Below are 20,836 nucleotides of genomic sequence, written 5' to 3'. Positions count from 1 at the left end.
CTGCGGCTCGAACAGGGCTGACCTTCCGGCCGCCTTCCGGTGCGGGGCCGCGAAACCCGTCCGGCTCCGCGGCCCGCGTTCCTCGGCCGCCGCTATCGAGCGAGCATCGCGGCCACCCGCATCGCCGAGGTGCCGAGCCCCGTCGGCTCCTTCAGCAGCGTCGTGCCCGCGCCCCTGCGCAGATCCTCCGCCTGGTAACGGCGCACCCCCCGGTGCCAGTTGAGGATGCCCGCCAGCCAGTCCTCCAGCTCGTGCACATAGGCGTCGAGTGCGGCCCTTCCCGCCTTGTCGAGGGAGAAGTCCTCGTACAGCAGCGGCAGTTCCCGCTCCTTGACGTGAAGGAACTGGCGGAGCCGGCCGCGCATCAGATCGTCGACGATGGAGACCGCGGCCGGATAGTCGCAGTCGAAGAACGTCTGCACCACCAGGACCGCGTTGTGCACCTCACCCTCGACCTCGATCTCCTTCTGGTAGGAGAAGAGATCGTTGACGAGAAAGGCGTAGTCCGCTGCGGCGTTCTCCAGGCTCCGCACCGTCCCGCTGCGCAGCACCTCCGGTGGCAACTCCCCCTCGTGCCGCAGCCGGCACAGGCTCATCGTGAGGTCCGACCCGAAGGTCAGCCGCCGCATCTCGATGTAGTCGACCGGGTCGGGGACGCGGTGCTGCGCCTGGTTGTGCAGCTCCCACAACCAGCTCTCGAGCATCACCTCGATCGACCGGCGCAGTTCCACCCGTGCCCCGCCTTCCATCGGGCCGGCGGTGCGCGCCCACAGATCGGCGAGCGCTCGCTCCATCGGGCTGACGGCAAGGGCCGAGGCAGCGGCCGGTTCGTCGACGGGCATACAGGCCAACAGCCGCTCGTTGCACAGCTTCGCCCCGACGAGATTGCGCGGACGGCCGAAGACGAGGGGGTAGTAGTCGTCGCCGTAGGTGCCCCAGGTCAGCCACTCCGCGCTGAGCTCCAGTTCCTCGGCCGTGGCGTCCGGGTCCAGGCCCGCCGAGCACAACGCGAAGTCGAAACCCCGCAGCATCGGCCCGTCCCAGATGTCCCCGAGCAGGCCCATCCGGTCCGCCCAGGCGACCGACTTGTCGAGCGCGTCCCGGTGGTGCGGACTGATGGAGAGAGGGAACGGCAGGTCGAAGTCGGGCAACAGCGACGGTCCCACCCGCTGGTGCGGAACGTGGGCGAGACCGCGCAGCCGCGTTGCCGCGGGACGGCCGAAGAGTGTCGTGATGTCGAGGGCCGAGGTGCCCACCACCCCACCGACGTGTGAAGGCCCGGTGTCCATGCCCTCGTTCATATAGCGGCTGGAGCGCATGTGCCATTCGTGACCGCCGGACTGCCAGTCCTGAAGTCCCTTGGTGTACGCGGCGATCGCGGCGCAGTCGACCGGAGTCAGGCCCTTGTCCACACAGAGGGCGGGGACTTCGGTCAGCGCGGTGTTCTCGAACTGCTGGACCCGCGAGGTCAGCAGGTCGTTGACCGCCTCGGCCGCCTCCTGCGTCGTACACCCCAGGAAGGTCTCCAGCACGAGCACGCCGTTGCTGAGCTCACCCTCGTCCTCCACCTCGCGCTGGTAGGAGAACAGGTCGTTGCGCAGATGGACACCGTCGGAGAACGCGTCCCGCAGCACTCGCAGCGGACGTGAGTCCGCGACCGCCTCGGGCACTTCGGCGCCCGCCGCGTACTCCACGAGCCCCGCCGACCAGGGTGCGCCGCCGACCTTCCGGCGCATCTCGATGTACTCGACGGGGTTGGAGATCCGCCCCTCGTTGATGTTGGTGAGCTCCCACATCGACTCGTTGAGGAGGTTCGCCGTGGACTCGGCGAACCTGGCCCGCCAGCCGTCGGACATGCTCGGCACGGTCCGCGCCCACAGATCGGCCAGTCCCGCCTCCACCGGGTTCTGCGGCTCCGGGATGTCGGCCGTGGAGCCCATCGGCATGAAGGCCGGCAGCCGGTCCAGATACGCCTTGCCGCCCTCACGGTCCTGGCTGCGCTTGAAGACCTCGAGGAAATGGTCGTCGAAGAAGAAGACCCACACATACCAGTCGGTCACCAGGGACAGCGCCTCGGCACCGCAGTCGGGGTGCGTATAGGCGCACAGCAGGGCGTAGTCGTGCGCGTCGAGATCGGCCTCCTCCCAGATGCCGGACCCCTCCAGCATCCCCATGCCGCGGGCCCACTCCTTGGTGTGCCGCCGTGCCTCCTCGACATGGGGGTTGAGCCGTGCCGGATACGGGACGTAGAAGTCCGGCAGAACGAAGGGCTGTGCCATCTGTGCGTGGGCCTTTCGGTGAGCATCCGCGCCAGCGCGGACCGGGTGGACGGGCGAGCCCTACCCGTCCCTCGGACGGCCCACGCACAACGGCCCATTAGTCACACAAGCTCACAAAAGGAGACGGTGCGCCACCGGACCCCTCGACCGGTGGCGCCCGCCGGCTACCTCAGGACGCGCACATCCGCGGCCTTCACGAACGCCACCCGGTGCCCGAACTGGATCTCGTAGTACAGCTCCTTGCCCCGCACGACGCGATGTCCCGCCGCATCGAAGGTCGTCGCGTACAGGTACTCACCCGGGACCCGGTCGCCCACCACGTACTTCTGCCCGGCGAGCAGCTTGTACGGCAGCGGCGACACCGGCTGCACCGGCACACCCTCGGGATAGGCGGCCGCCTCCGGGTAGGCGCGCCCGTAGACCGGGATCTCCGCCAGGCCGGCCCTCGGGGTCAGCAGGGCCTCCCGCGCGCCCACGGCCGTCGGCCGGCTGTGCGGATTGTGGAACCAGGCCTTCTGTCCGAGATACCAGATGGCGGTCCACTCGCCGCGGCGCTCCGCCACGGCGTACTGCTGGCCCGTCGAGGCACGCGCACCCGTGTCGTTGACCCCGGTGGTCGAGTCCTGCCCGCCGGGCCGCAGGCCGATGTCCTTGACCAGCGGCGCGTCGTCCGCCGGGGCGGTGTGCAGCCGGACCGCACCCGAGCCGTGCGGTGCGCACGCCTCGGCGGGCTTCACACAGCCCGTGTAGAGAGGCTGGTTGCGGACGTAGTCGGGACGGATGGTCACCACGTCGCTGCGGGGACCGGCACCCGGCACGAACGGACGGCCCAGCAGCGTGAAGTAGTGCGCCCAGTCCCAGTACGGGCCGGGGTCGGTGTGCATGCCGGCGATCGTCGCGGGGGTGGTGCCCGGCACCGTGTCGTGCCCGAGAATGTGCTGCCGGTCCAGCGGGATGTCGTACCGCTGCGCCAGATACCGCACCAGCCGTGCCGAGGTGCGGTACATCGCCTCCGTGTACCAGGCGTCCGGCGAGACCAGGAAGCCCTCGTGCTCCAGGCCCACCGACTTCGCGTTCACGTACCAGTTGCCGGCGTGCCAGGCGACGTCCTTGAGCGGCACGTGCTGGGCGATGTGCCCGTCGGAGGACCGCAGGGTGTACTGCCACGACACATACGTCGGGTCCTGCACCAGCTTCAGGGTGGTGTCCCAGGAACCCTCGGTGTCATGGACGACGATGTACTTCACCGACTGCGACGCAGGGCGGTTCGCCAGGTCGTGGTTGCCGTACTCGCCCTCGCCGAACTCCTCGTACGGCGCCGGGATCCACTCGCAGGCCACGGTCCGCGGACACTCGGTCTTCCCTGCGTCCGCCGTGCGCAGCCCGAGCCGGGCCGTCTGCCCGGCGTCGGTGACCGCCGACGGGTCGGCCGCCAGGGAGACATGCTCGCCGCTGTCCGTGGTGCGGGACTGGCCGGTGCGGATCACGTCGAAGACGTCGCCCGCGTAGACCGCGGCGGTCGCCGTGTCGTCGGCGCCCGAGAAGCGGGCGACGGCGCCGAACCAGTCGGAGGGCCGGTCGCTCAGCGGTCGGCCCAGCTTCTTCTGCGCGTCGGCGAGGAGGGCCGCGCCGCCGCGCACATTGGCCGCGGCGTTGTCCCGCAGTTGCGCCGCGCTGTAGCCCGACAGCTCGGCCGCGCGCTCCAGCGTCCGCAGCCGGGAAGGGAGTTCAGCGGGATCCGGCAGCGCGGTCCCGGCGGCCCGCAGGGGCTCACGAGCGTCGTCGCCGCGCGGGTCCTCGCTGTCGTGGGAATGGTGCGGAGCCTCGGCCAGCGCCGTGCGGGCGTCCGTGAGATGCATCGGCCCGTAGCCGCCGGTGACACTCGCAGCGCCTCCGTGCGTGTCCCACCGGGACTGCAGATACGACACACCGAGCAGCACGCTCTGCGGTACGCGGTACTGGGCGGCGGCCGCGGCGAACTCGCGCTGGAGCGACCCGGATCCGCGCTGCTCGGCGGTGGCGGACGGGCCGGCCGAGACCAGCGGCAGTAGCAGGGCTGCGGACGCCACCGCGCCCCCTGCCCTCAGCATGCGACGGCGGGCGCTTCGCGGGCGCGCGGGGGCGGAACGTTGCAAGGCAGCCTCCAGGGGCGGATGGTGCGTGGCGGGGCCTGCGGGGTCGGTCTCGACTACAGGGGTATCGGCTGCCGGACGATCCGTCAATCGCACTCAGGTGGAGGAAATTTGCACGTCAGCGCAGGTTCCGGGGAGTTTCGCGGTGAGGGGCCGCGGGCCTGCGGTGCGTCAGTGGTCTGGGCCAATTCCCCTCCACGGAACGGACATTGACCACGGCACGGCGACGCCCGGTTCCCGGGCCCGGCGAGCGGCTCGGTTCACCTGAACGGCGAGCCGGACGGGCGTCGTCGTGGGCCGAGCGTGTGTAGTCCGCGATGATCCGGTCGAGCGGCTCACCGGGGGAGCGGCCGGCGTTCTCCGTCAGGCGCGCGCGAGCCGGTCCATGCCCTCGGTGATGTTCTCGCCCTGGCGTTCCACGACGCTGTCGGTGTCCAGCGGCAGAGGATCACCGCTCTGAAGCCGCACCGAAGCGGTCTCGTGCGGGAATTTGGGCATCGTGATCCGTCGCGCCGTGCGTAGGTGGTGCGCCGGGTGCCCCGCGCGAGCGTGTACGGCCGCTCGGCCCAGAGCCGTCCGGACGGGTGACGGGCCGTCGGGGGCACCGGACATCGCCCGCACAGTGCGCTGCGCGCCCAGTGTGTCGGCACTGGGCGCGCAGCGCGCTTCCCCCTCTGTGGCGGCCGGTCAGCGAGTGCCGACCGCCGCACGCACGGCCCGGCGGGCCAGTGCGCAGTCGTCGTGCAGCCGCCTGAGCAGCAGTCGCTGTTCCTCACCGGCCGACAGACCGCCGGCGGCGGGTGCGGTGGCACCCGTCGCGGGAGCGGCCTCCCGCATCGTGCGCTGCACCGCTGTCTCGTAGGTGCGGATCTCCCGGGTCAGCACCAGCATCAGATTCACCAGGAAGGCGTCCCGGGCCGCGGGTCCCTGCTGCTGGGCGAGCTGGCTGATCTGCCGCCTCGCCACCGGAGCGTCGCCGAGTACCGACCACAGGGTGGCCAGGTCGTAACCCGGCAGATACCAGCCGGCGTGCTCCCAGTCGACCAGCACGGGCCCCGTCGGCGACAGCAGGATGTTGGACAGTAAGGCGTCGCCGTGGCAGAACTGGCCCATGCCCTGCTTGCCACCGGCGTGCGCCAGCCCGTGCAGCAGCTTCTGGAGGTCGCCGAGGTCACGGTCGGTGAACAGACCCAGTTCGTGATAGCGCGAGATACGGGACGCATAATCGAGGGGGGCGTCGAACATTCCGGCCGGCGGCCGCCAGGTGTTGAGCCGCGCGATCGCGCCGAGGGCGGCCCGCACATCGGCACGGGGCGGTGCCTCGGCCGGGTGTCGAGCGAGGGCCGCCGCCCGGCCCGGCATCCGCTCGATCACCAGGGTGCAGTTGTCGGGATCCGCGGCGACCAGCCGCGGGACCCGCACCGGTGGGCGGTGCCGGACGAAGGCGCGGTAGGCAGCTATTTCGTGCCGGAACCGTTCGGACCATGCGGGTGAGTGGTCGAGCAGACACTTGGCCACCGCCGTCATCCGCCCCGTCGTACCGACGAGCAGGACCGAACGTCCGCTGCGGCGCAGCACCTGGACCGGATTGAACTCCGGGCAGATGCGGTGCACCGACGCGACAGCCATGCGCAGCTGCGCGCCCTGAGGGCCGGACAAGTCGATTCTCCCGCTGAGGGGTTGGCCGACCGCCCCCGCCGGCCGTCGAGTCCGGCCGGCGTTGGTGGGGTCGAGATACGGTCCGGAGCCGGCCGGTACGGCGGAGCGCTGCGGCCGGTGTGGGGCGGACACGGAGGACGATGCTGTGTACATGGGGGTGACAGATCCCTTCGTGCGCCGACAGTTTGCGTGCGCGGCCCCGCCCCGGCAGCCGGTCAACACCCTGGGGAGTGCGATCGGCTGCCGGGCCGGGGTGGCGCGTTCCTACGTCACACCAGAGCGCGGGTGGCACACCATCTGGCGCACCCTGGCGAACCCTGGCGAATAGTCGCCCCGCATCTGACAGGGGGTTACTGTCAACTCAGCCGAGAACCTGGGGGCTTGACGTGACCGGAGAACCCAACACCCGCCTCTGCGACCTGTTCCGCCTGGCCGGCTGGTCCAAAGGGGAACTCGCAAGACTCGTGAACCGGCAGGCGGCGGCCATGGGCCACCCGCAGCTGGCGACCGACACCTCGCGGGTGCGGCGCTGGATCGACATGGGGGAGACCCCGCGCGATCCCGTGCCGCGCGTGCTGGCAGCTCTGTTCACCGAGCGACTCGGTCGTGTCGTGACCATCGAGGACCTCGGGTTCGTACGAAGCGGGCGAGCAGGAAAGCGGAAGGACGCGCAGGGAAGTGACACCAACCCTGACGGCCTCCCGTGGGCGCCCGAACGCACCGCGGCGGTCCTCACCGAATTCACGGGAATGGACCTCATGCTCAACCGACGCGGCTTGGTGGGCGCGGGCGCCGCGCTCGCCGCAGGCTCCGCACTCAGCAGCGCCATGCATGACTGGCTGCACACCGACCCCGCACTCGCCAAGAACGCACCACATTTCGAGAACGCCCTGCAAGCCGACTCCGTCGGGTTCGACCGCTACGAGGCGGCGCCCATCGGATCGCAGGAGATCGAAGCTCTGGAACGTTCCGTCGAAGTGTTCCGCGCCTGGGACGCCGCCCGTGGCGGCGGCCTCCAGCGCAAGGCCGTGGTGGGCCAGCTGAACGAGGTGGGCGGCATGCTCGCCTACCGTCACCCGGACCACCTCCAGCGGCGCCTGTGGGGCGTCGCCGCCAACCTCGCCGTACTCGCCGGCTGGATGTCGCACGACGTCGGCCTCGAACCCACCGCCCAGAAGTACTTCGTCATCGCCGCGCACGCGGCACGCGAGGGCGGCGACCGCCCGCGGGCCGGCGAAGCGCTCTCCCGTGCCGCCCGGCAGATGGTCCATCTGGGCCGTCCCGACGACGCACTCGACCTGATGAAGCTCGCCAAGACCGGCTCGGGTGAACAGACCCTGCCGCGTACCCGGGCGATGCTGCACACCATCGAGGCCTGGGCACAGGCTTCCATGGGCCGCGGTCAGGCCATGCGCCGCACCCTCGGTGAGGCCGAGGACCTGTTCGTCTCCGACAAGGGAGATGTGCCGGCGCCCAGTTGGATGCAGATGTTCGACGAGGCGGATCTGCACGGCATGGAGGCGCTCGCCTACCGCACGCTGGCCGAGCACGACCCGTCGGCCGCGAACATCGCGCAGAACCACGCACGGCAGGCGCTGCAACTGCGTGAGGGCGGACGGCAGCGGTCGAAGATCTTCGACTACATCTCCCTGGCCTCGGCCTGTTTCATCGCGGACGATCCCGAGCAGGCCGACCGCTATGCACGGCTGGCGCTCGTCTCGATAGGAGAGACCTCGTCGCACCGGACGTGGGACCGGCTGCGGGAGATGTACCGGCTCACCGGGCAGTACTCGGGCTACGCCAGGATCGAGGACCTGCGCCAGGAGATCCAGCAGGCCCTGCCCACGGGCCCGTCGAAGAAGGCGAGGAGCACCGACATCTAGGCGCGCAGTGCGCCGAGCGCGCCGAGTGCACCGATATCCGACCCGCGCCCGGGACCCACGTGCCCACACCCCGGACCCACGTGCTCATACCCAGGACGCTCGCGCCCGTGCACAGCACCCCCGTGCGGTCGGGCCCGGTGGACCGGATGCCTCCTAGGCGCCGATCTTCACCACCATCACGCAGGCGTCGTCCTCACGGCCGCCTTCACCGAACACCTCGAGGACTGCCCGTACGCACTCCTGCGCGTCCCGGGCCGCGGCGAATCGTGGCGCCAGTGCCAGCAGCCGGCCGGTGTCGCTGTCCCCTGCGGCGCTGGTGCGCGTCAGACCGTCCGTGTGCAGCAGCAACAGGTCACCGGCGAGCAGGGGTACTTCGGCCTGCTCGTACGTGGCGCCGGAGGTGGCACCGAGCAGCACACCCTCGGGGGGCGTGAGGACCTGCCCCGTCCCGTTGCGGAACAGCAGCGGGGCGGGGTGTCCCGCCTGCGCCCAGGAGAGGGTGCGGTTCGCCGGGTCGAAGCGGCAGCACACCGCGCTGCCCAGGGCCGGCTGGACGGAGGTCTCCAGCAACTGGTTGAGGTGCGCCATCAGCGGTCCGGGTTCGATACCCGCGACGGCCATGCCGCGCAGCGCACCGAGCAGCATCGCCATGGCCGAAGTCGCGCTCACGCCGTGCCCCGTGAGGTCGCCGACGCTCAACAGCGATCCGCCATGGGGCAGTTGCAGGGCGTCGTACCAGTCACCGCCGATCAGGGCGCTGTTGGCGGACGGCAGATAGTGCGCGGCGACGTCGAGTTCGGCGGGGCCGTCGAGCGGGAACTGGAGCGAACCCCGCCACGGCGGAAGCACCGCTTCCTGGAGTTCGACCGCGAGCCGGCGCTCGGTCTGCTCGAAGTGCTGTTTGCGCTGTGCGTGGTCGCGGCTCTCGCGCAGCGCGCGCTCGCTGCGGCGCAGCTCGCTCACGTCCCTGAGGACCGCCCACATGGAGGCGGTGGACCCGTCGGAGTCGAGGACGGGCTCGCCCATCATGTGCACCGTACGGACGCGGCCGTCGGCGCGGACCATGCGGAACTCGCCGTCGATGGGGCGCCCGTCGACCAGACAGTCCGTCACCATCGAGGTGAGCAGGGCCTGGTCATCCGCGAACACGATCGACGGCAGCTCGTCCAGGGTCATGGGACCGCTCTGCGGGGAGCGTCCGAGGATCTGATAGAGCTCGTCGGACCAGCTCACCTCGTCGGTGAGGAGGTTCCACTCGGCGCTGCCGACCCGGCTGAGGAGCGATCCGGTGCTCTGCACGCTGTCGGCCTCGTACTCCGCGAGTTCGTCCTCGAAGAGACCGAGGGACTCCGCGGGCAGGCCTTCCTTCAGCTGTCCCAGATGGGCGCCGAGGTCGTCCAGGTGATGGACGGCGAGGTCGCACAGCGCCCGCTGCCAGCGGCCCTGGGGATCGTCCTCCTCCAGCACGGCGTCGCGGCGTACGGCGTCCACGTCACCGCGCAGCCGGCGCGTCCGGGTGATCAGAGCATCGACGGCGCCACGCTCCGGCGGCTGTGGTGCGGCACGGTCCGCGAACACATGGGAGGGCATGACGTACTCCGATACAGGCGTGGCCACGGCCAGTCTGAAACACGGTCTGAACAATGGACCAGTTACGACTGTTGCACAGGGAGCGATGGCCCGTAAGGGATTTGGCAACACTCGATACGGTGGTGCCTCTGTCATATGCCACAGGCCGGGCAATGGGATGGCCCGGCCGGGGGTTGAGCGATGAGTTCAGGGGGCAGCAGGGGTCTAACCGATGGAGAGAGCATGCGGCAAAGTCGCCGCACGCGCCACAAGTTGGAGGTCCACCATGTGTACGCACCAGTCACAGGTGGAATCTTCTCCTCAACGGTCCGACGCGTACGAAGCCGTTGCGGCTTGAGAGGGTGAGTCCGATGGCCAAGGCCGCTCAGATCCGTATCCGAAAGCCCGCTCCGCAGAGGCCCGCCCGAGAGCTGGACCTGCGCACTCCGTCGGGCCGGGTGCTTCCCTACTGACAGCGCGCGTGCCAGGCACGCGCCCATGACGACCGTGGCCGCGACCGAGACGGCGAAACCCAGCCAGGAAGCATCGAACCAGAGGCTGTTGAGCCGTCCCAGGCCGGTGAGATAGCCGGCCCACAGTACCCCTCCCACCACCGACCAGAACAGATGGCGACGCCGTGACACCCCCGTGGTGCCCACGGCGACCGCCAGCACGGTGCGGCCGCCCGGCACGAAGCGGGCGGCCACCGTCGTACGCCCCAGCCGGCCGGTGAGCGCCTTCCCCATCCTGGCCGCCGCGGATGTCAGGGCCGGACGTCTGAGCGGGCGGCTGCGTGCCAGCGTCACCACGAGCAGGTCCCCGAGCACCGAAGCGGCCGCCACCGGCACCGCGACGGCCAGCAGGCCGACTTCCTGGGTGGTCGCCCACAGAGAGGCGGCCAGCACGAGCGTGCCGCTCGGCATCACCGGCACCAGCGCGTCGAGGAAGACCGCGAGCAGGGCGACGGCGAGTATCAGCGGAGAACCGATGAGCTCGTGGGTCAGGTCGGACAGCATGCCGTTCAGCCTGGTGCGACGGCCGCCCGACGGCAACTCCTTTTGTCACTCGGCGTGTTGATCCGGTCGCGGACTTCGCGAGGGGCGTTGTCAGTGGTGGGCGGCAGGATGGACACATGACGACGACCTCACCCGCCGCCCCTGCCGCGGCCGCATCGATCGCCGACTCCTCCGCCTACGCGGAGGCGGTCGAAACCGCCTCCCGCGCCGCCGCCGCGTACTACGCGACGGGGGAGAGCACCCTCGACGACGACGCGTACGACCGGCTCGCCCGCGGGATAGCCGCCTACGAGGAGGCACATCCCGAGGAGGTCTCGGCGTCCTCGCCGACGGGCAAGGTGGCGGGCGGTGCGGCCGTGGGGGACGTGCCGCACACCGTGCCGATGCTGTCGCTGGACAACGTCTTCTCCGCCGAGCAGCTGGCGTCCTGGACCGCGTCGGTGGAGCGGCGCATCGGCAGACCCGTCGAGCAGTGGAGCGTCGAGCCGAAGCTGGACGGCCTCGCGGTGGCCGCGCGCTACGAGGAGGGCAGGCTCGTGCGGCTGATCACCCGCGGCGACGGCACCGCGGGCGAGGACGTCTCGCACGCGATCGGCACGATCACCGGCCTGCCCGACCGGCTCGCCGAGCCGGTCACCCTCGAGGTGCGCGGTGAGGTCCTGATGACGAACGAGCAGTTCGAAGCGGCCAACACCGTGCGTACGGCCCATGGCGGCGCCCTCTTCGCCAACCCGCGCAACGGCGCCGCCGGCACTCTGCGCGCCCGGGACCGGGCCTACCGCGTCGAGATGACCTTCTTCGGCTACGGGGCGATGCCGATGTCCGGGACCGGCACCGACCTCGCCGACCAGCTCGCCCAGTGGCCCCACAGCACCCTCATGTCCCATGTCGCCTCGCTGGGTGTGCACACCGCGGAGGACACCGCCGTCGCCCCGCGCACCCTGACGACGGCCGACGAGATCATGGCGAGGATCGAGGAGATCGCCGCCCTGCGCGCGGATCTGCCGTTCGGGATCGACGGCATCGTCATCAAAGCCGACCGGGCGGCCGACCAGGCCGCGGCCGGATCCGGCTCGCGAGCCCCTCGCTGGGCCATCGCCTACAAGCTCCCCGCCGTGGAGAAGGTCACCACCCTGCTGGACGTCGAGTGGAACGTAGGGCGGACCGGGACGATCGCGCCCCGCGCCGTCCTGGAGCCGGTGGAGATAGACGGCACGACCGTCACCTACGCCACGCTGCACAACCCCGCCGACATCACCCGTCGTGACCTGCGCCTGGGCGACCGCGTCATGGTCTACAAGGCGGGCGACATCATTCCCCGGATCGAGGCGCCGGTCGTCCATCTGCGGACCGGCGATGAGAAGGCGATCGTCTTTCCCGAGGTCTGCCCGCAGTGCGGTTCCGGCATCGACACCTCCGAGCAGCGCTGGCGCTGTGTGCGCGGACGCGACTGCCGGCTGGTGGCCTCCGTCTCGTACGCCGCGGGGCGCGACCAGCTCGATATCGAGGGACTCGGCGACACCCGGGTCGTCCAGCTGGTCGAGGCGGGCCTGGTGGGCGACATCGCCGACCTGTTCACGCTCACCCGTGAGCAGCTGCTCGGTCTGGAGCGGATGGGCGAGACCAGTACGGACAACCTCCTGGCGGCCATCGAGACGGCCAGGTCCCGGCCCCTGTCGAGGGTGTTCTGCGCCCTCGGCGTGCGCGGCACCGGGCGCTCGATGTCGCGTCGGATCGCCCGGCACTTCGCGGCCATGGAGCACATACGCGCGGCGGGACCCGACGCGCTTCAGCAGGTCGACGGCATCGGGGTGGAGAAGGCGGCGGTCGTCGTCGCCGAGCTCGAGGAGCTGTCTCCGCTGATCGACAAGCTCATCGCCGCGGGGGTCAATATGACGGAGCCGGGTGCGGTCCCGCCGGTCGTCGGCGAGGGCGCGGACGCGGGCGGCGAAGAGTCCGCGGACGGCAGCGGGCCTGCCCCTCTAGCCCGCCCACTCGACGGCATGGCCGTGGTGGTGACGGGTGCCATGACGGGCCCGCTGGAGAAGCTGTCCCGCAACCAGATGAACGAGCTCGTCGAGCGGGCCGGCGGCCGGTCCTCGTCCAGCGTCTCCGGGCGGACCTCGCTCCTGGTCGCGGGTGAGGGCGCGGGTTCCAAGCGGGACAAGGCGGAGAAGCTGGGCACGCGGATCGTCTCGCCGGAGGAGTTCGCCGATCTGGTGTCCGATTTCCTCGGTGAAGAAGGCTGAGCTCCTCGGCAGACAGGCGAACAGGCGCACAGGACTGAGGGGGCCCGGCCGGCCGGCCGGCTGAGCGGGCCGGGCCGCCTGATCGGGCTGCGCGAGCGGCCGACCGCACGCGCCGGACCGGGCCGGGCCTGAGCCGACGGCCGGCCGCGTATGTCTGCTGCCGCGGCCGACCACCTGCCGGTTGCCGCCTGCTGCCGGGCCCGCCACCTGCCGCCTGCTGCCGGGCCGCCACCTGCCGGGCGGCACTTTTCCGGGTGTCGCCTGGCAGGAGGCAGTGCACGGCGGCAATAGGGCCGCTGTGCACTTACCCCGTGGGAAGTGGGCGCGTATCCAGGAATCAGAGGCTGCTGATCAGGTGCCTGGACCAGGGCTGATCCCGAGGAGGGCTCATGGACGCCCCGACCGCCACGACGGCCGACACGGACCTTTTGGAAGAACCCCAGGAGGACCCGACCGTACACATTCTCTGGATCAACGCGGGCCTGAGTTGCGACGGGGACTCGGTGGCGTTGACCGCCGCGACCCAGCCGACGATCGAGGAGCTGGCGCTGGGTGCCCTGCCCGGACTGCCCAAGGTGGCCGTCCACTGGCCGCTCATCGACTTCGAGTGCGGCCCCGTCCAGGGCGCCGACAACTTCATTGAGTGGTTCTTCAAGGCCGAGCGCGGTGAGCTGGACCCGTTCGTCCTGATCGTCGAGGGCTCGATCCCGAACGAGCGCATCAAGCCCGAGGGCTACTGGTGCGGCTTCGGTGACGACCCCGAGACGGGCCAGCCGATCACCACCAGCGAGTGGCTCGACCGGCTCACCCCCAAGGCCCTGGCCGTGGTCGCCATCGGCACCTGCGCCACCTACGGCGGCATCCACGCCATGGCCGGCAACCCGACGGGTGCGATGGGCGTGCCGGACTATCTCGGCTGGGAATGGAAGTCCCAGGCGGGCATCCCGATCGTGTGCATCCCCGGCTGCCCGGTCCACCCCGACAACGCCTCCGAGACGCTGCTGTATCTGCTCTACCAGGCGGCGGGCGCCGCCCCCATGATCCCCCTGGACGAGGAGCTGCGGCCGACCTGGCTGTTCGGCGCGACCGTCCACGAGGGCTGCGACCGTGCCGGCTACTACGAGCAGGGCCAGTTCGCCGAGGAGTACGGATCCCCCCAGTGCCTGGTCAAGCTCGGCTGCTGGGGCCCGGTGGTCAAGTGCAACGTGCCCAAGCGCGGCTGGATCAACGGAGTGGGCGGCTGCCCCAACGTCGGTGGCATCTGCATCGCCTGCACCATGCCGGGCTTCCCGGACAAGTTCATGCCCTTCATGGACGAGCCACCGGGCGGCCATGTGTCGACGGCGGCGAGCGGCATGTACGGCACGGTGATCCGACGGCTGCGGGGCATCACCGCGAGGACCGTCGACAAGGAACCGAAGTGGCGCACCAAGAGCGAGACGCTCAAGACCGGCTACCGGCCGCCGTGGTGACCCGAGTTCCCCTCTGAGCCGGACACTCAACAGGAAGGTGGCGCGCACCATGGCGACGGCGACGAACAAGCCCGCCGGTGACGGCGACGGCCTCATGGAGATGTCGTGGGACCCGATCACCCGCATCGTGGGCAGCCTGGGTATCCACACAAAGATCGACTTCGCCGCGAAACGCGTCGCGGAGTGCTACAGCACCTCGTCCATCTTCCGCGGGTACAGCGTGTTCATGCGCGGCAAGGACCCGAGGGACGCGCACTTCATCACCAGCAGGATCTGCGGCATCTGCGGCGACAATCACGCCACCTGCTCGGTGTACGCGCAGAACATGGCCTACGGAGTGGCGCCGCCGCACCTCGGCGAGTGGATCATGAATCTCGGCGAGGCCGCGGAGTACATGTTCGACCACAACATCTTCCAGGAGAACCTGGTCGGTGTGGACTACTGCGAAAAGATGGTCCGCGAGACCAACCCGGGCGTGCTCGAACTCGCCGAGCGTACGGAAGCACCGCACGCCGGCGACCACGGCTACCGCACCATCGCCGACATCATGCGCTCGCTGAACCCCTTGGAGGGTGAGTTCTACCGCGAGGCCCTCCAGGTCAGCCGCTACACACGGGAGATGTTCTGTCTGATGGAGGGCCGCCATGTGCACCCCTCCACGCTGTACCCCGGAGGCGTCGGCACCGTAGCGACCATCCAGCTCTTCACCGACTATCTGACCCGGCTCACGCGCTACGTGGAGTTCATGAAGCGGGTCGTCCCGCTCCACGACGACCTCTTCGACTTCTTCTACGAGGCGCTGCCCGGATACGAGGAGGTCGGCAGGCGCCGTGTCCTGCTCGGCTGCTGGGGCGCGCTCAACGACCCGGAGTACTGCGACTTCACCTACGCCAACATGGCCGAATGGGGCCGGCGGATGTTCGTCACCCCTGGTGTGGTCGTGGACGGCAAGCTGGTCACCAACAACCTCGTCGACATCAACCTCGGCATCCGGATCCTGCTCGGCAGTTCGTACTACGAGGACTGGGCCGGCATGGAGAAGTTCGTCGAACGCGACCCGCTGGGCAACCCCGTCGACGAGCGGCACCCGTGGAACCAGCACACGATTCCCGCCCCGCAGAAGCGCGACTTCGACGACAAGTACAGCTGGGTCATGTCGCCGCGCTGGTTCGACGGCAAGGACCACCTCGCCCTGGACACCGGCGGCGGCCCCATCGCACGGCTGTGGTCCACGGCCCTGTCCGGCCTGGTCGACAACGGCTACGTCAAGGCCACCGGACACAGCGTCGAGATCAATCTGCCCCGGACCATGACCAAGCCCGAGATGGCGCTGGAGTGGAAGATCCCGGAGTGGAGCAACGCCCTCGAACGCAACCGGGCCCGCACCTACTTCCAGGCCTACGCGGCCGCTTCGGCACTCCACTTCGCCGAGATGGCGATGGAGGAGGTACGCGCCGGACGCACCCAGACCTGGGCGAAGTTCGACGTGCCGGACGAGTCCATCGGCTGCGGATTCACCGAGGCCGTGCGCGGTGTGCTGTCCCACCACATGGTGATCAGGGACGGCAAGATCGCGAACTACCACCCCTACCCGCCGACCCCGTGGAACGGGAGCGTCCGTGACGTCTACGGCACGCCCGGCCCGTACGAGGACGCGGTGCAGAACACACCGATCTTCGAGGAGAACCCCCCGGAGAACTTCAAGGGCATCGACATCATGCGGGCCGTCCGCAGCTTCGACCCGTGTCTGCCGTGCGGCGTGCACATGTACGTCGGCGGAGGCCGGACGGTCGAGCAGACCCATCTGCCGACGGGACTGAGCGGACTGGCCTTCTGATCCTCAGGAGAGGGGCTTGCCGATGGCCGGACAGGACACGGGTGAGCGCATCGCCGCGCTGCTCGACGAGCTGGGGGACAAGGCAGGACCCGAAGTACGCGACACGGCCGACGAACTGGTGCGCTGCGTCGTGGAGTTCTACGGCGAGGGGCTCGCCCGGACCGTGCGCCTGCTGCGCGCGGCACCGGGCGGGGCCGACCCGATCGAGGTGCTGACGGCCGACGAACTCGTCAGTGATCTGCTGATCCTGCACGACCTGCATCCCGAGGACACCATGACCCGGGTGGGCCGGGCCCTCGACAAGGTCCGCCCCTATCTCGGCTCCCACGCGGGTGACGTCGAGGTCGCGGGCCTCGACACGGCGCCGGCGGAGGGCCCCACGCTGCGGCTCCGCCTGCGCGGCAGCTGCGACGGCTGTCCCTCCTCCACCCAGACCGTGCGCTGGACCATCGAGGAGGCGGTCTCCCGGCTGGCGCCGGAGATCGCCCTGATCGAGGTCGAGGGCGTCGCCGAGGACACCCCCCAGGAGCAGCCGCTGCTCCAAATCCTGCCCCACCGCCCTGACGACGCACCGGACGGGCCGCCCGCCGGCGACGGCGGGCGCGTGTCCGTCAACGGCGATGGAGACCCGGCCCACTGGCACACCGTGGCCCGGCCGACCCTTCCCGTCCACGACCGCGACACCGGCGTCATCGATGTCGCGGGGCACGCGCTGCTGCTCGTCCGCCTGCCGGGCAACCTGTACGCCTATCGCGACCACTGCCCCGGATGCGGCGGCAGCCTCCACGACGCGCTGCTGGAGGCGGAGTTGCTGCGGTGCGCCCGGTGCGCCGCAACCTTCGACGTACGCCGGGCAGGGCGGGGCGAGCGCGGGCATCTGGAACCGGTACCGCTCCTGGAGGAGGACGGGTCGGTGCGGGTCGCGCTGCCCGTTGAGCTGCTGGGGGCGGGGCCATGAGCGCGGACGTACTGAAGCAGTTCACCCGGCGGCCCCCGCCGCCGGGGGAGCGCTGCGAGCTCTGCGGGGAGCCGCTGGCGTCGGAACACCGGCATCTGGTGGACACCTCACGGCGTTCCCTGAAGTGCGCCTGCATGCCCTGCCACATGCTCTTCACCCGTCCCGGTGCCGGGCAGGGCCGTTTCCGGGCCGTCCCCGACCGGTATCTGACCGACCCCGACTTCACGCTCGACGAATCCGGCTGGAACCGGCTCCAGATCCCCGTCGGCCTCGCCTTCTTCTTCCGCAACTCCTCCCTCGACCGGCTGGCGGCCTTCTACCCCAGCCCGGCGGGCGCCACCGAGAGCGAGCTGGACCCCGAGACCTGGGACGCCGTTCTCGGGCGCACCCGGCTCGCGGAACTCCTCGAACCCGATGTGGAGGCGCTGTTGCTGCACCAGGAGCGCGGCTCCACGGCCACCTGCACCCTCGTGCCGGTCGACGTGTGCTACGAGCTCGTCGGCCGGATGCGGCTGCACTGGAAGGGCTTCGACGGCGGGGCCGAGGCCCGTGAGGACCTCGCCGAGTTCTTCCGGCGCGTCACGGCGGCGGCCCGTCCGCTGGAGGCCCGCCCCGGGCGCGAGCACACCGCCGGTGAAAGGGAGCCTCAGCCCGCTCCGGAGCCGGGGGGCACCCCATGACCGACCTCCACTTCGAGTGCACCGGCGCGCGGCCCGAACCCTTCGGAGCGAGCCCCACCCTGCTGTTCGGGCTGCGGATCGAGGAGTCGGACCATCAGCCCGTCCATGCGATCGCGCTGCGCTGCCAGATCCGGATCGAGCCCGTCCGCCGGCAGTACGAGCCGGAGGAAGTGGGCATGCTGGGCGACCTGTTCGGCGAGCCGAGCCGCTGGAGCAGCACACTCAAGCCGATGCAGTTCGCGCACTCCTCCATCACCGTGCCCGGTTTCACCGGCACGACGAACATCGATCTTCCGGTGCCCTGCACCTACGACACGGAGGTCGCTTCCGCGTCGTACTTCCGGGCCCTGTCCCGTGGCGAGATACCGCTGCTGTTCCTCTTCTCCGGCACGGTCTTCACCGGCAGGAACGGTTTCCGCGCCGAACCCATCCCCTGGCACAAGGAGTCGAGCTATCTGATGCCCGTGGATGTGTGGCAGCAGATGATCGAGGAGTACTTCCCCAACTCGGGATGGCTGAGGCTGCGCAAGGACTGCCTCGAATCGCTCCGGCGCTACCGCTCGCAGCGTGCCCTGTCGTCGTGGGAGCAGGTCTTCCAGGAACTGCTCGCCACGGCCGGTGCGAAAGGGGGTGACTGAGATGAAGAACCCCGTCGAGGACGCCTTCGACCAGGCCCGCGCGGTCGCGGACGCCGTTCTGTTCGAGGGCTATGTCCTCTACCCCTACCGTGCCTCCTCGGCCAAGAACCGGATGCGCTGGCAGTTCGGCGTCCTGGTGCCTCCCGCCTGGGCGGTCACCGGCGGCGAACACTCCGTACAGCGCACCGAATGCCTCCTGGAGCCCCGTGACGGCGAGCGGCTGCACGCGGAGTTGCGCTTCCTGCACGTCCGGCGGCGCACCGTCGAACGGCTCGGACCGGACGGCTCCTACACCGAGGTGCCCGAACTGGAGCTGGCGGACCGGGTCGTCGTGCCCTGGGACGAGGGCGCCGAGGAACGCGTCCTCATCCATGCGCCCCTCATCGAACTGACGGAGGATCAGGCGCACGCGCGCGCCGTCCGGTTCGACCTGCCGCCCGCCACCACGTACGAACCGGTGCTGGACGAGGACGGCACCACGCTGGGCCGGCTCGTCCGGCGCAGGGAGCGGCTGTCCGGCGAACTGCGCCCGCAGATCGAGGAACTGCCCGGCCCCTACCGGGTCTCGCGGCTCACGGTGACCGTGCACAACACCACCGAGGACGCCGGTCCCGAGAGCGGCGGCCGGGAGGGAGCCCTCGCCCACAGCATGATCGGCACCCATCTGCTGCTCGGAGTGCCCGGCGGGCGCTTCCTCTCGATGACGGACCCGCCCGAATGGGCACGCCCGGCCGTCGCCGACTGCCACAACGACCACACCTGGCCCGTCCTGGCCGGCACGGACGGCCGGGAGGACATCATGCTCTCCTCGCCGATCATTCTGGAGGACCACCCCGTCCTCGCCGACGAGAGCCCGGGGCCCCTCTACGACGCCACCGAGATCGACGAGATCCTCTCCCTGCGCACCGCCGCCCTCACCGATCAGGAGAAGCGCGAGGCACGCGGCACGGACGTCCGCGCGTCCGAGGTCATCGACCTGGTCGACACCATGCCGGAAGCGGTGATGGAACGGCTGCACGGGGCGATCCGCGGACTGCGCGAGGTGACGGGCGAGGAGCCGGCGGGCCGGGCGCCCGCGCCCGAGGCCGGGCTGAGCCTGCCCGACGGCGCCGGACACCCCTGGTGGGACCCGGCGCAGGACGCCGACGCGATCGACGTGCCCGCCACCGTCACCATCGACGGCGAGGCCGTGGGCGCGGGAAGCAGGGTTCTGCTCACCCCCGGCGCCCGTCGCTCCGACGCCCAGGACGCCTTTCTCCTCGGCCGGCACGCCACCGTCGAGGCGGTGGTCAGCGACCTGGACGGCGAGACCCACCTCGCGGTCGTCGTCGACGACGACCCGGGCACCGACGTACGCCGGCAACAGGGCCGCTTCCTCTACTTCAAGCCCGACGAGGTGGCCCCGCTGAAGGAGGAGCCATGACCGCAACGGAGACACCACGCCGTGTCCTCGTCGCCGGAGTGGGCAATGTCTTCCTCCAGGACGACGGATTCGGCGTGGAGACCGTCCGGTGGCTCGGCCGCGACCCCTCCCGACTGCCGCCCGGCGTCGAGCTGATGGACGCCGGTATCCGCGGTGTGCACCTCGCCTACCGGCTGCTGGAGGGTTATCGCACGCTCGTCCTCGTCGACATCGTCAACCGGGGCGGCGCACCCGGCACGCTCTACACGATCGACGTCGGCCCCGAGCCGCCTCAGGCACGCGAACCAGGGCCGCTCGACACCCACGCCATGGATCCCGCCACCGTGCTGGGCCTGCTGCACGACCTGCACGCGGGCGCGGGCGGCACCCTTCCCGACGAGGTCTACGTCGTCGGGTGCCAGCCACAGAACACGGACGAGGGCATGGGCCTGACCCCGCCGGTCGCGGACGCCGTGGAGCCGGCAGCGGGACTCGTGCTCGGCCTCGTGCACCGCGCAACCTCCGTACCCCAAAGGAGCTGAACACGATGGAGGCACACATGGAATGGACCTGGGCCGGACTGGCGGCCGTGGGACTCGCGATGGTCTACGGCGTCGCCAGGGTCGTGCCGGACGTACGGCGTTACCTGCGCATCCGGCGCATGTGATCCGGATGGTGCGGACCGGGGTCCGGGGCTTCCCCGCCCCCGCCCGCGACGTCCTCGAGCTGCACATACCGCTCGAGGAAGAGGTGGAGGGTGCTGTGCAGCTCACCGAGGCGTACGAACCACAGGGCGAGGTCCATCGCGCCCTGCTGGGTGATGGAGTACACCCGGCGCGCGGGACCCGTGGCCGAGGCGTGCCAGTGCGAGGAGACCTCCCCGCAGCTCTCCATACCCCTCAGCAGCCGGTACACGTGCGCCGATTCGGCCTCGGCCCAGCCGAAAGCCCCCAGTCGCTGCACCAGCTCGTAGCCATGACCCCGACGTTCGGCGAGCAGCAGGAGCAGGACCGGGGTGAGCAGAGCCCGTCGCTCGACCTCGTGACCAGCCATCGTTCTTTC

The 20,836-nt window shown here is 70.4% G+C and carries 17 protein-coding genes; 10 read left to right on the top strand and 7 right to left on the bottom strand.

What is annotated here, in order from left to right; genetic code table 11:
* Positions 1-92: 92 nt before the first annotated feature.
* The 4 genes from OHA05_RS02665 to OHA05_RS02650 all read right to left on the bottom strand — a co-directional run bounded on the left by OHA05_RS02665 (position 93) and on the right by OHA05_RS02650 (position 6,223).
* Positions 93-2,279 (bottom strand): terpene synthase family protein, encoded by a 2,187-nt coding sequence (locus OHA05_RS02665; protein WP_328859665.1) that lies wholly within the window; start codon positions 2,277-2,279, stop codon positions 93-95.
* A gap of 164 nt (positions 2,280-2,443) precedes the next feature.
* Positions 2,444-4,369, bottom strand: coding sequence for an N-acetylmuramoyl-L-alanine amidase (locus tag OHA05_RS02660; protein ID WP_328859664.1), 1,926 nt, complete (start codon positions 4,367-4,369; stop codon positions 2,444-2,446).
* A 405-nt stretch (positions 4,370-4,774) separates the two neighbouring features.
* The gene (locus tag OHA05_RS02655; protein ID WP_328859663.1) at positions 4,775-4,909 is read right to left on the bottom strand and encodes a hypothetical protein; all 135 of its coding nucleotides are present in this window, start codon (positions 4,907-4,909) and stop codon (positions 4,775-4,777) included.
* 189 nt (positions 4,910-5,098) lie between these two features.
* The gene (locus OHA05_RS02650; protein ID WP_328859662.1) at positions 5,099-6,223 is read right to left on the bottom strand and encodes an aminoglycoside phosphotransferase family protein; all 1,125 of its coding nucleotides are present in this window, start codon (positions 6,221-6,223) and stop codon (positions 5,099-5,101) included.
* Between the two features lie 233 nt (positions 6,224-6,456).
* On the opposite strand from OHA05_RS02650, the gene OHA05_RS02645 reads away from it, so the two are divergent.
* Positions 6,457-7,953, top strand: coding sequence for a DNA-binding protein NsdB (locus OHA05_RS02645; RefSeq protein WP_313948060.1), 1,497 nt, complete (start codon positions 6,457-6,459; stop codon positions 7,951-7,953).
* 153 nt (positions 7,954-8,106) lie between these two features.
* On the opposite strand, the gene OHA05_RS02640 is transcribed toward OHA05_RS02645, so the two are convergent.
* Together OHA05_RS02640 and OHA05_RS02635 are read right to left on the bottom strand one after the other, a co-directional pair.
* The gene (locus OHA05_RS02640; RefSeq protein ID WP_328863322.1) at positions 8,107-9,543 is read right to left on the bottom strand and encodes a PP2C family protein-serine/threonine phosphatase; all 1,437 of its coding nucleotides are present in this window, start codon (positions 9,541-9,543) and stop codon (positions 8,107-8,109) included.
* 131 nt (positions 9,544-9,674) lie between these two features.
* A complete protein-coding gene (locus OHA05_RS02635) occupies positions 9,675-10,538 on the bottom strand; it encodes a DedA family protein (protein WP_328859661.1) in 864 nt (287 codons plus the stop codon).
* 116 nt (positions 10,539-10,654) lie between these two features.
* Here OHA05_RS02635 and ligA point away from each other — a divergent pair, with 116 nt between their 5' ends.
* From ligA to OHA05_RS38205, 9 genes are all read left to right on the top strand, one after another.
* Positions 10,655-12,787 (top strand): NAD-dependent DNA ligase LigA, encoded by a 2,133-nt coding sequence (ligA, locus tag OHA05_RS02630; RefSeq protein ID WP_328859660.1) that lies wholly within the window; start codon positions 10,655-10,657, stop codon positions 12,785-12,787.
* Positions 12,788-13,176: 389 nt separating this feature from the next.
* A complete protein-coding gene (locus OHA05_RS02625; RefSeq protein WP_313948063.1) occupies positions 13,177-14,259 on the top strand; it encodes a hydrogenase expression protein HypE in 1,083 nt (360 codons plus the stop codon).
* Between the two features lie 49 nt (positions 14,260-14,308).
* The gene (locus OHA05_RS02620) at positions 14,309-16,096 is read left to right on the top strand and encodes a nickel-dependent hydrogenase large subunit (RefSeq protein WP_328859659.1); all 1,788 of its coding nucleotides are present in this window, start codon (positions 14,309-14,311) and stop codon (positions 16,094-16,096) included.
* Positions 16,097-16,118: 22 nt separating this feature from the next.
* The gene (locus OHA05_RS02615) at positions 16,119-17,054 is read left to right on the top strand and encodes a NifU family protein (RefSeq protein ID WP_328859658.1); all 936 of its coding nucleotides are present in this window, start codon (positions 16,119-16,121) and stop codon (positions 17,052-17,054) included.
* Entirely contained in the window at positions 17,051-17,734 is a 684-nt protein-coding gene (locus OHA05_RS02610) for a DUF5947 family protein (protein ID WP_328859657.1), read from the top strand. Before OHA05_RS02615 ends, OHA05_RS02610 begins: the two co-directional genes overlap by 4 nt.
* Positions 17,731-18,372, top strand: a complete 642-nt coding sequence (locus OHA05_RS02605) for a DUF6084 family protein (RefSeq protein WP_328859656.1) — start codon at positions 17,731-17,733, stop codon at positions 18,370-18,372. Before OHA05_RS02610 ends, OHA05_RS02605 begins: the two co-directional genes overlap by 4 nt.
* A gap of 1 nt (position 18,373) precedes the next feature.
* Positions 18,374-19,795 carry a hypothetical protein gene (locus tag OHA05_RS02600; protein ID WP_328859655.1) on the top strand — a complete coding sequence of 474 codons (1,422 nt, stop codon included), beginning with the start codon at positions 18,374-18,376 and terminating at the stop codon, positions 19,793-19,795.
* The gene (locus tag OHA05_RS02595; RefSeq protein WP_328859654.1) at positions 19,792-20,316 is read left to right on the top strand and encodes a hydrogenase maturation protease; all 525 of its coding nucleotides are present in this window, start codon (positions 19,792-19,794) and stop codon (positions 20,314-20,316) included. Before OHA05_RS02600 ends, OHA05_RS02595 begins: the two co-directional genes overlap by 4 nt.
* 17 nt (positions 20,317-20,333) lie before the next feature.
* The gene (locus OHA05_RS38205) at positions 20,334-20,441 is read left to right on the top strand and encodes a DUF6893 family small protein (RefSeq protein ID WP_413777804.1); all 108 of its coding nucleotides are present in this window, start codon (positions 20,334-20,336) and stop codon (positions 20,439-20,441) included.
* Here OHA05_RS38205 and OHA05_RS02590 read toward each other — a convergent pair.
* Positions 20,417-20,827 carry a helix-turn-helix transcriptional regulator gene (locus tag OHA05_RS02590; RefSeq protein WP_313948071.1) on the bottom strand — a complete coding sequence of 137 codons (411 nt, stop codon included), beginning with the start codon at positions 20,825-20,827 and terminating at the stop codon, positions 20,417-20,419. The genes OHA05_RS38205 and OHA05_RS02590 overlap by 25 nt on opposite strands.
* Positions 20,828-20,836: the final 9 nt, after the last annotated feature.

The sequence above is a fragment of the Streptomyces sp. NBC_00306 genome (assembly GCF_036169555.1).
Taxonomy (GTDB): Bacteria; Actinomycetota; Actinomycetes; order Streptomycetales; family Streptomycetaceae; genus Streptomyces; species Streptomyces achmelvichensis.
The sequence above is the reverse complement of the archived record's forward strand: the minus strand, read 5'-3'. Positions and strand labels throughout refer to the sequence as shown.

Excerpts from the sequence above, each read along its gene's own strand:
- OHA05_RS02600 (WP_328859655.1), top strand. The coding sequence starts at position 18,374 with ATGAAGAACCCCGTCGAGGACGCCTTCGACCAGGCCCGCGCGGTCGCG.
- OHA05_RS02605 (WP_328859656.1), top strand. The coding sequence starts at position 17,731 with ATGACCGACCTCCACTTCGAGTGCACCGGCGCGCGGCCCGAACCCTTC.
- OHA05_RS02590 (WP_313948071.1), bottom strand. The coding sequence starts at position 20,827 with ATGGCTGGTCACGAGGTCGAGCGACGGGCTCTGCTCACCCCGGTCCTG.
- OHA05_RS02620 (WP_328859659.1), top strand. The coding sequence starts at position 14,309 with ATGGCGACGGCGACGAACAAGCCCGCCGGTGACGGCGACGGCCTCATG.
- OHA05_RS02655 (WP_328859663.1), bottom strand. The coding sequence starts at position 4,909 with ATGCCCAAATTCCCGCACGAGACCGCTTCGGTGCGGCTTCAGAGCGGT.
- OHA05_RS02595 (WP_328859654.1), top strand. The coding sequence starts at position 19,792 with ATGACCGCAACGGAGACACCACGCCGTGTCCTCGTCGCCGGAGTGGGC.
- OHA05_RS02635 (WP_328859661.1), bottom strand. The coding sequence starts at position 10,538 with ATGCTGTCCGACCTGACCCACGAGCTCATCGGTTCTCCGCTGATACTC.
- OHA05_RS02650 (WP_328859662.1), bottom strand. The coding sequence starts at position 6,223 with ATGTACACAGCATCGTCCTCCGTGTCCGCCCCACACCGGCCGCAGCGC.
- OHA05_RS02610 (WP_328859657.1), top strand. The coding sequence starts at position 17,051 with ATGAGCGCGGACGTACTGAAGCAGTTCACCCGGCGGCCCCCGCCGCCG.
- OHA05_RS02640 (WP_328863322.1), bottom strand. The coding sequence starts at position 9,543 with ATGCCCTCCCATGTGTTCGCGGACCGTGCCGCACCACAGCCGCCGGAG.
- OHA05_RS02660 (WP_328859664.1), bottom strand. The coding sequence starts at position 4,369 with ATGCTGAGGGCAGGGGGCGCGGTGGCGTCCGCAGCCCTGCTACTGCCG.
- OHA05_RS02625 (WP_313948063.1), top strand. The coding sequence starts at position 13,177 with ATGGACGCCCCGACCGCCACGACGGCCGACACGGACCTTTTGGAAGAA.
- OHA05_RS38205 (WP_413777804.1), top strand. The coding sequence starts at position 20,334 with ATGGAATGGACCTGGGCCGGACTGGCGGCCGTGGGACTCGCGATGGTC.
- ligA (WP_328859660.1), top strand. The coding sequence starts at position 10,655 with ATGACGACGACCTCACCCGCCGCCCCTGCCGCGGCCGCATCGATCGCC.
- OHA05_RS02665 (WP_328859665.1), bottom strand. The coding sequence starts at position 2,279 with ATGGCACAGCCCTTCGTTCTGCCGGACTTCTACGTCCCGTATCCGGCA.
- OHA05_RS02615 (WP_328859658.1), top strand. The coding sequence starts at position 16,119 with ATGGCCGGACAGGACACGGGTGAGCGCATCGCCGCGCTGCTCGACGAG.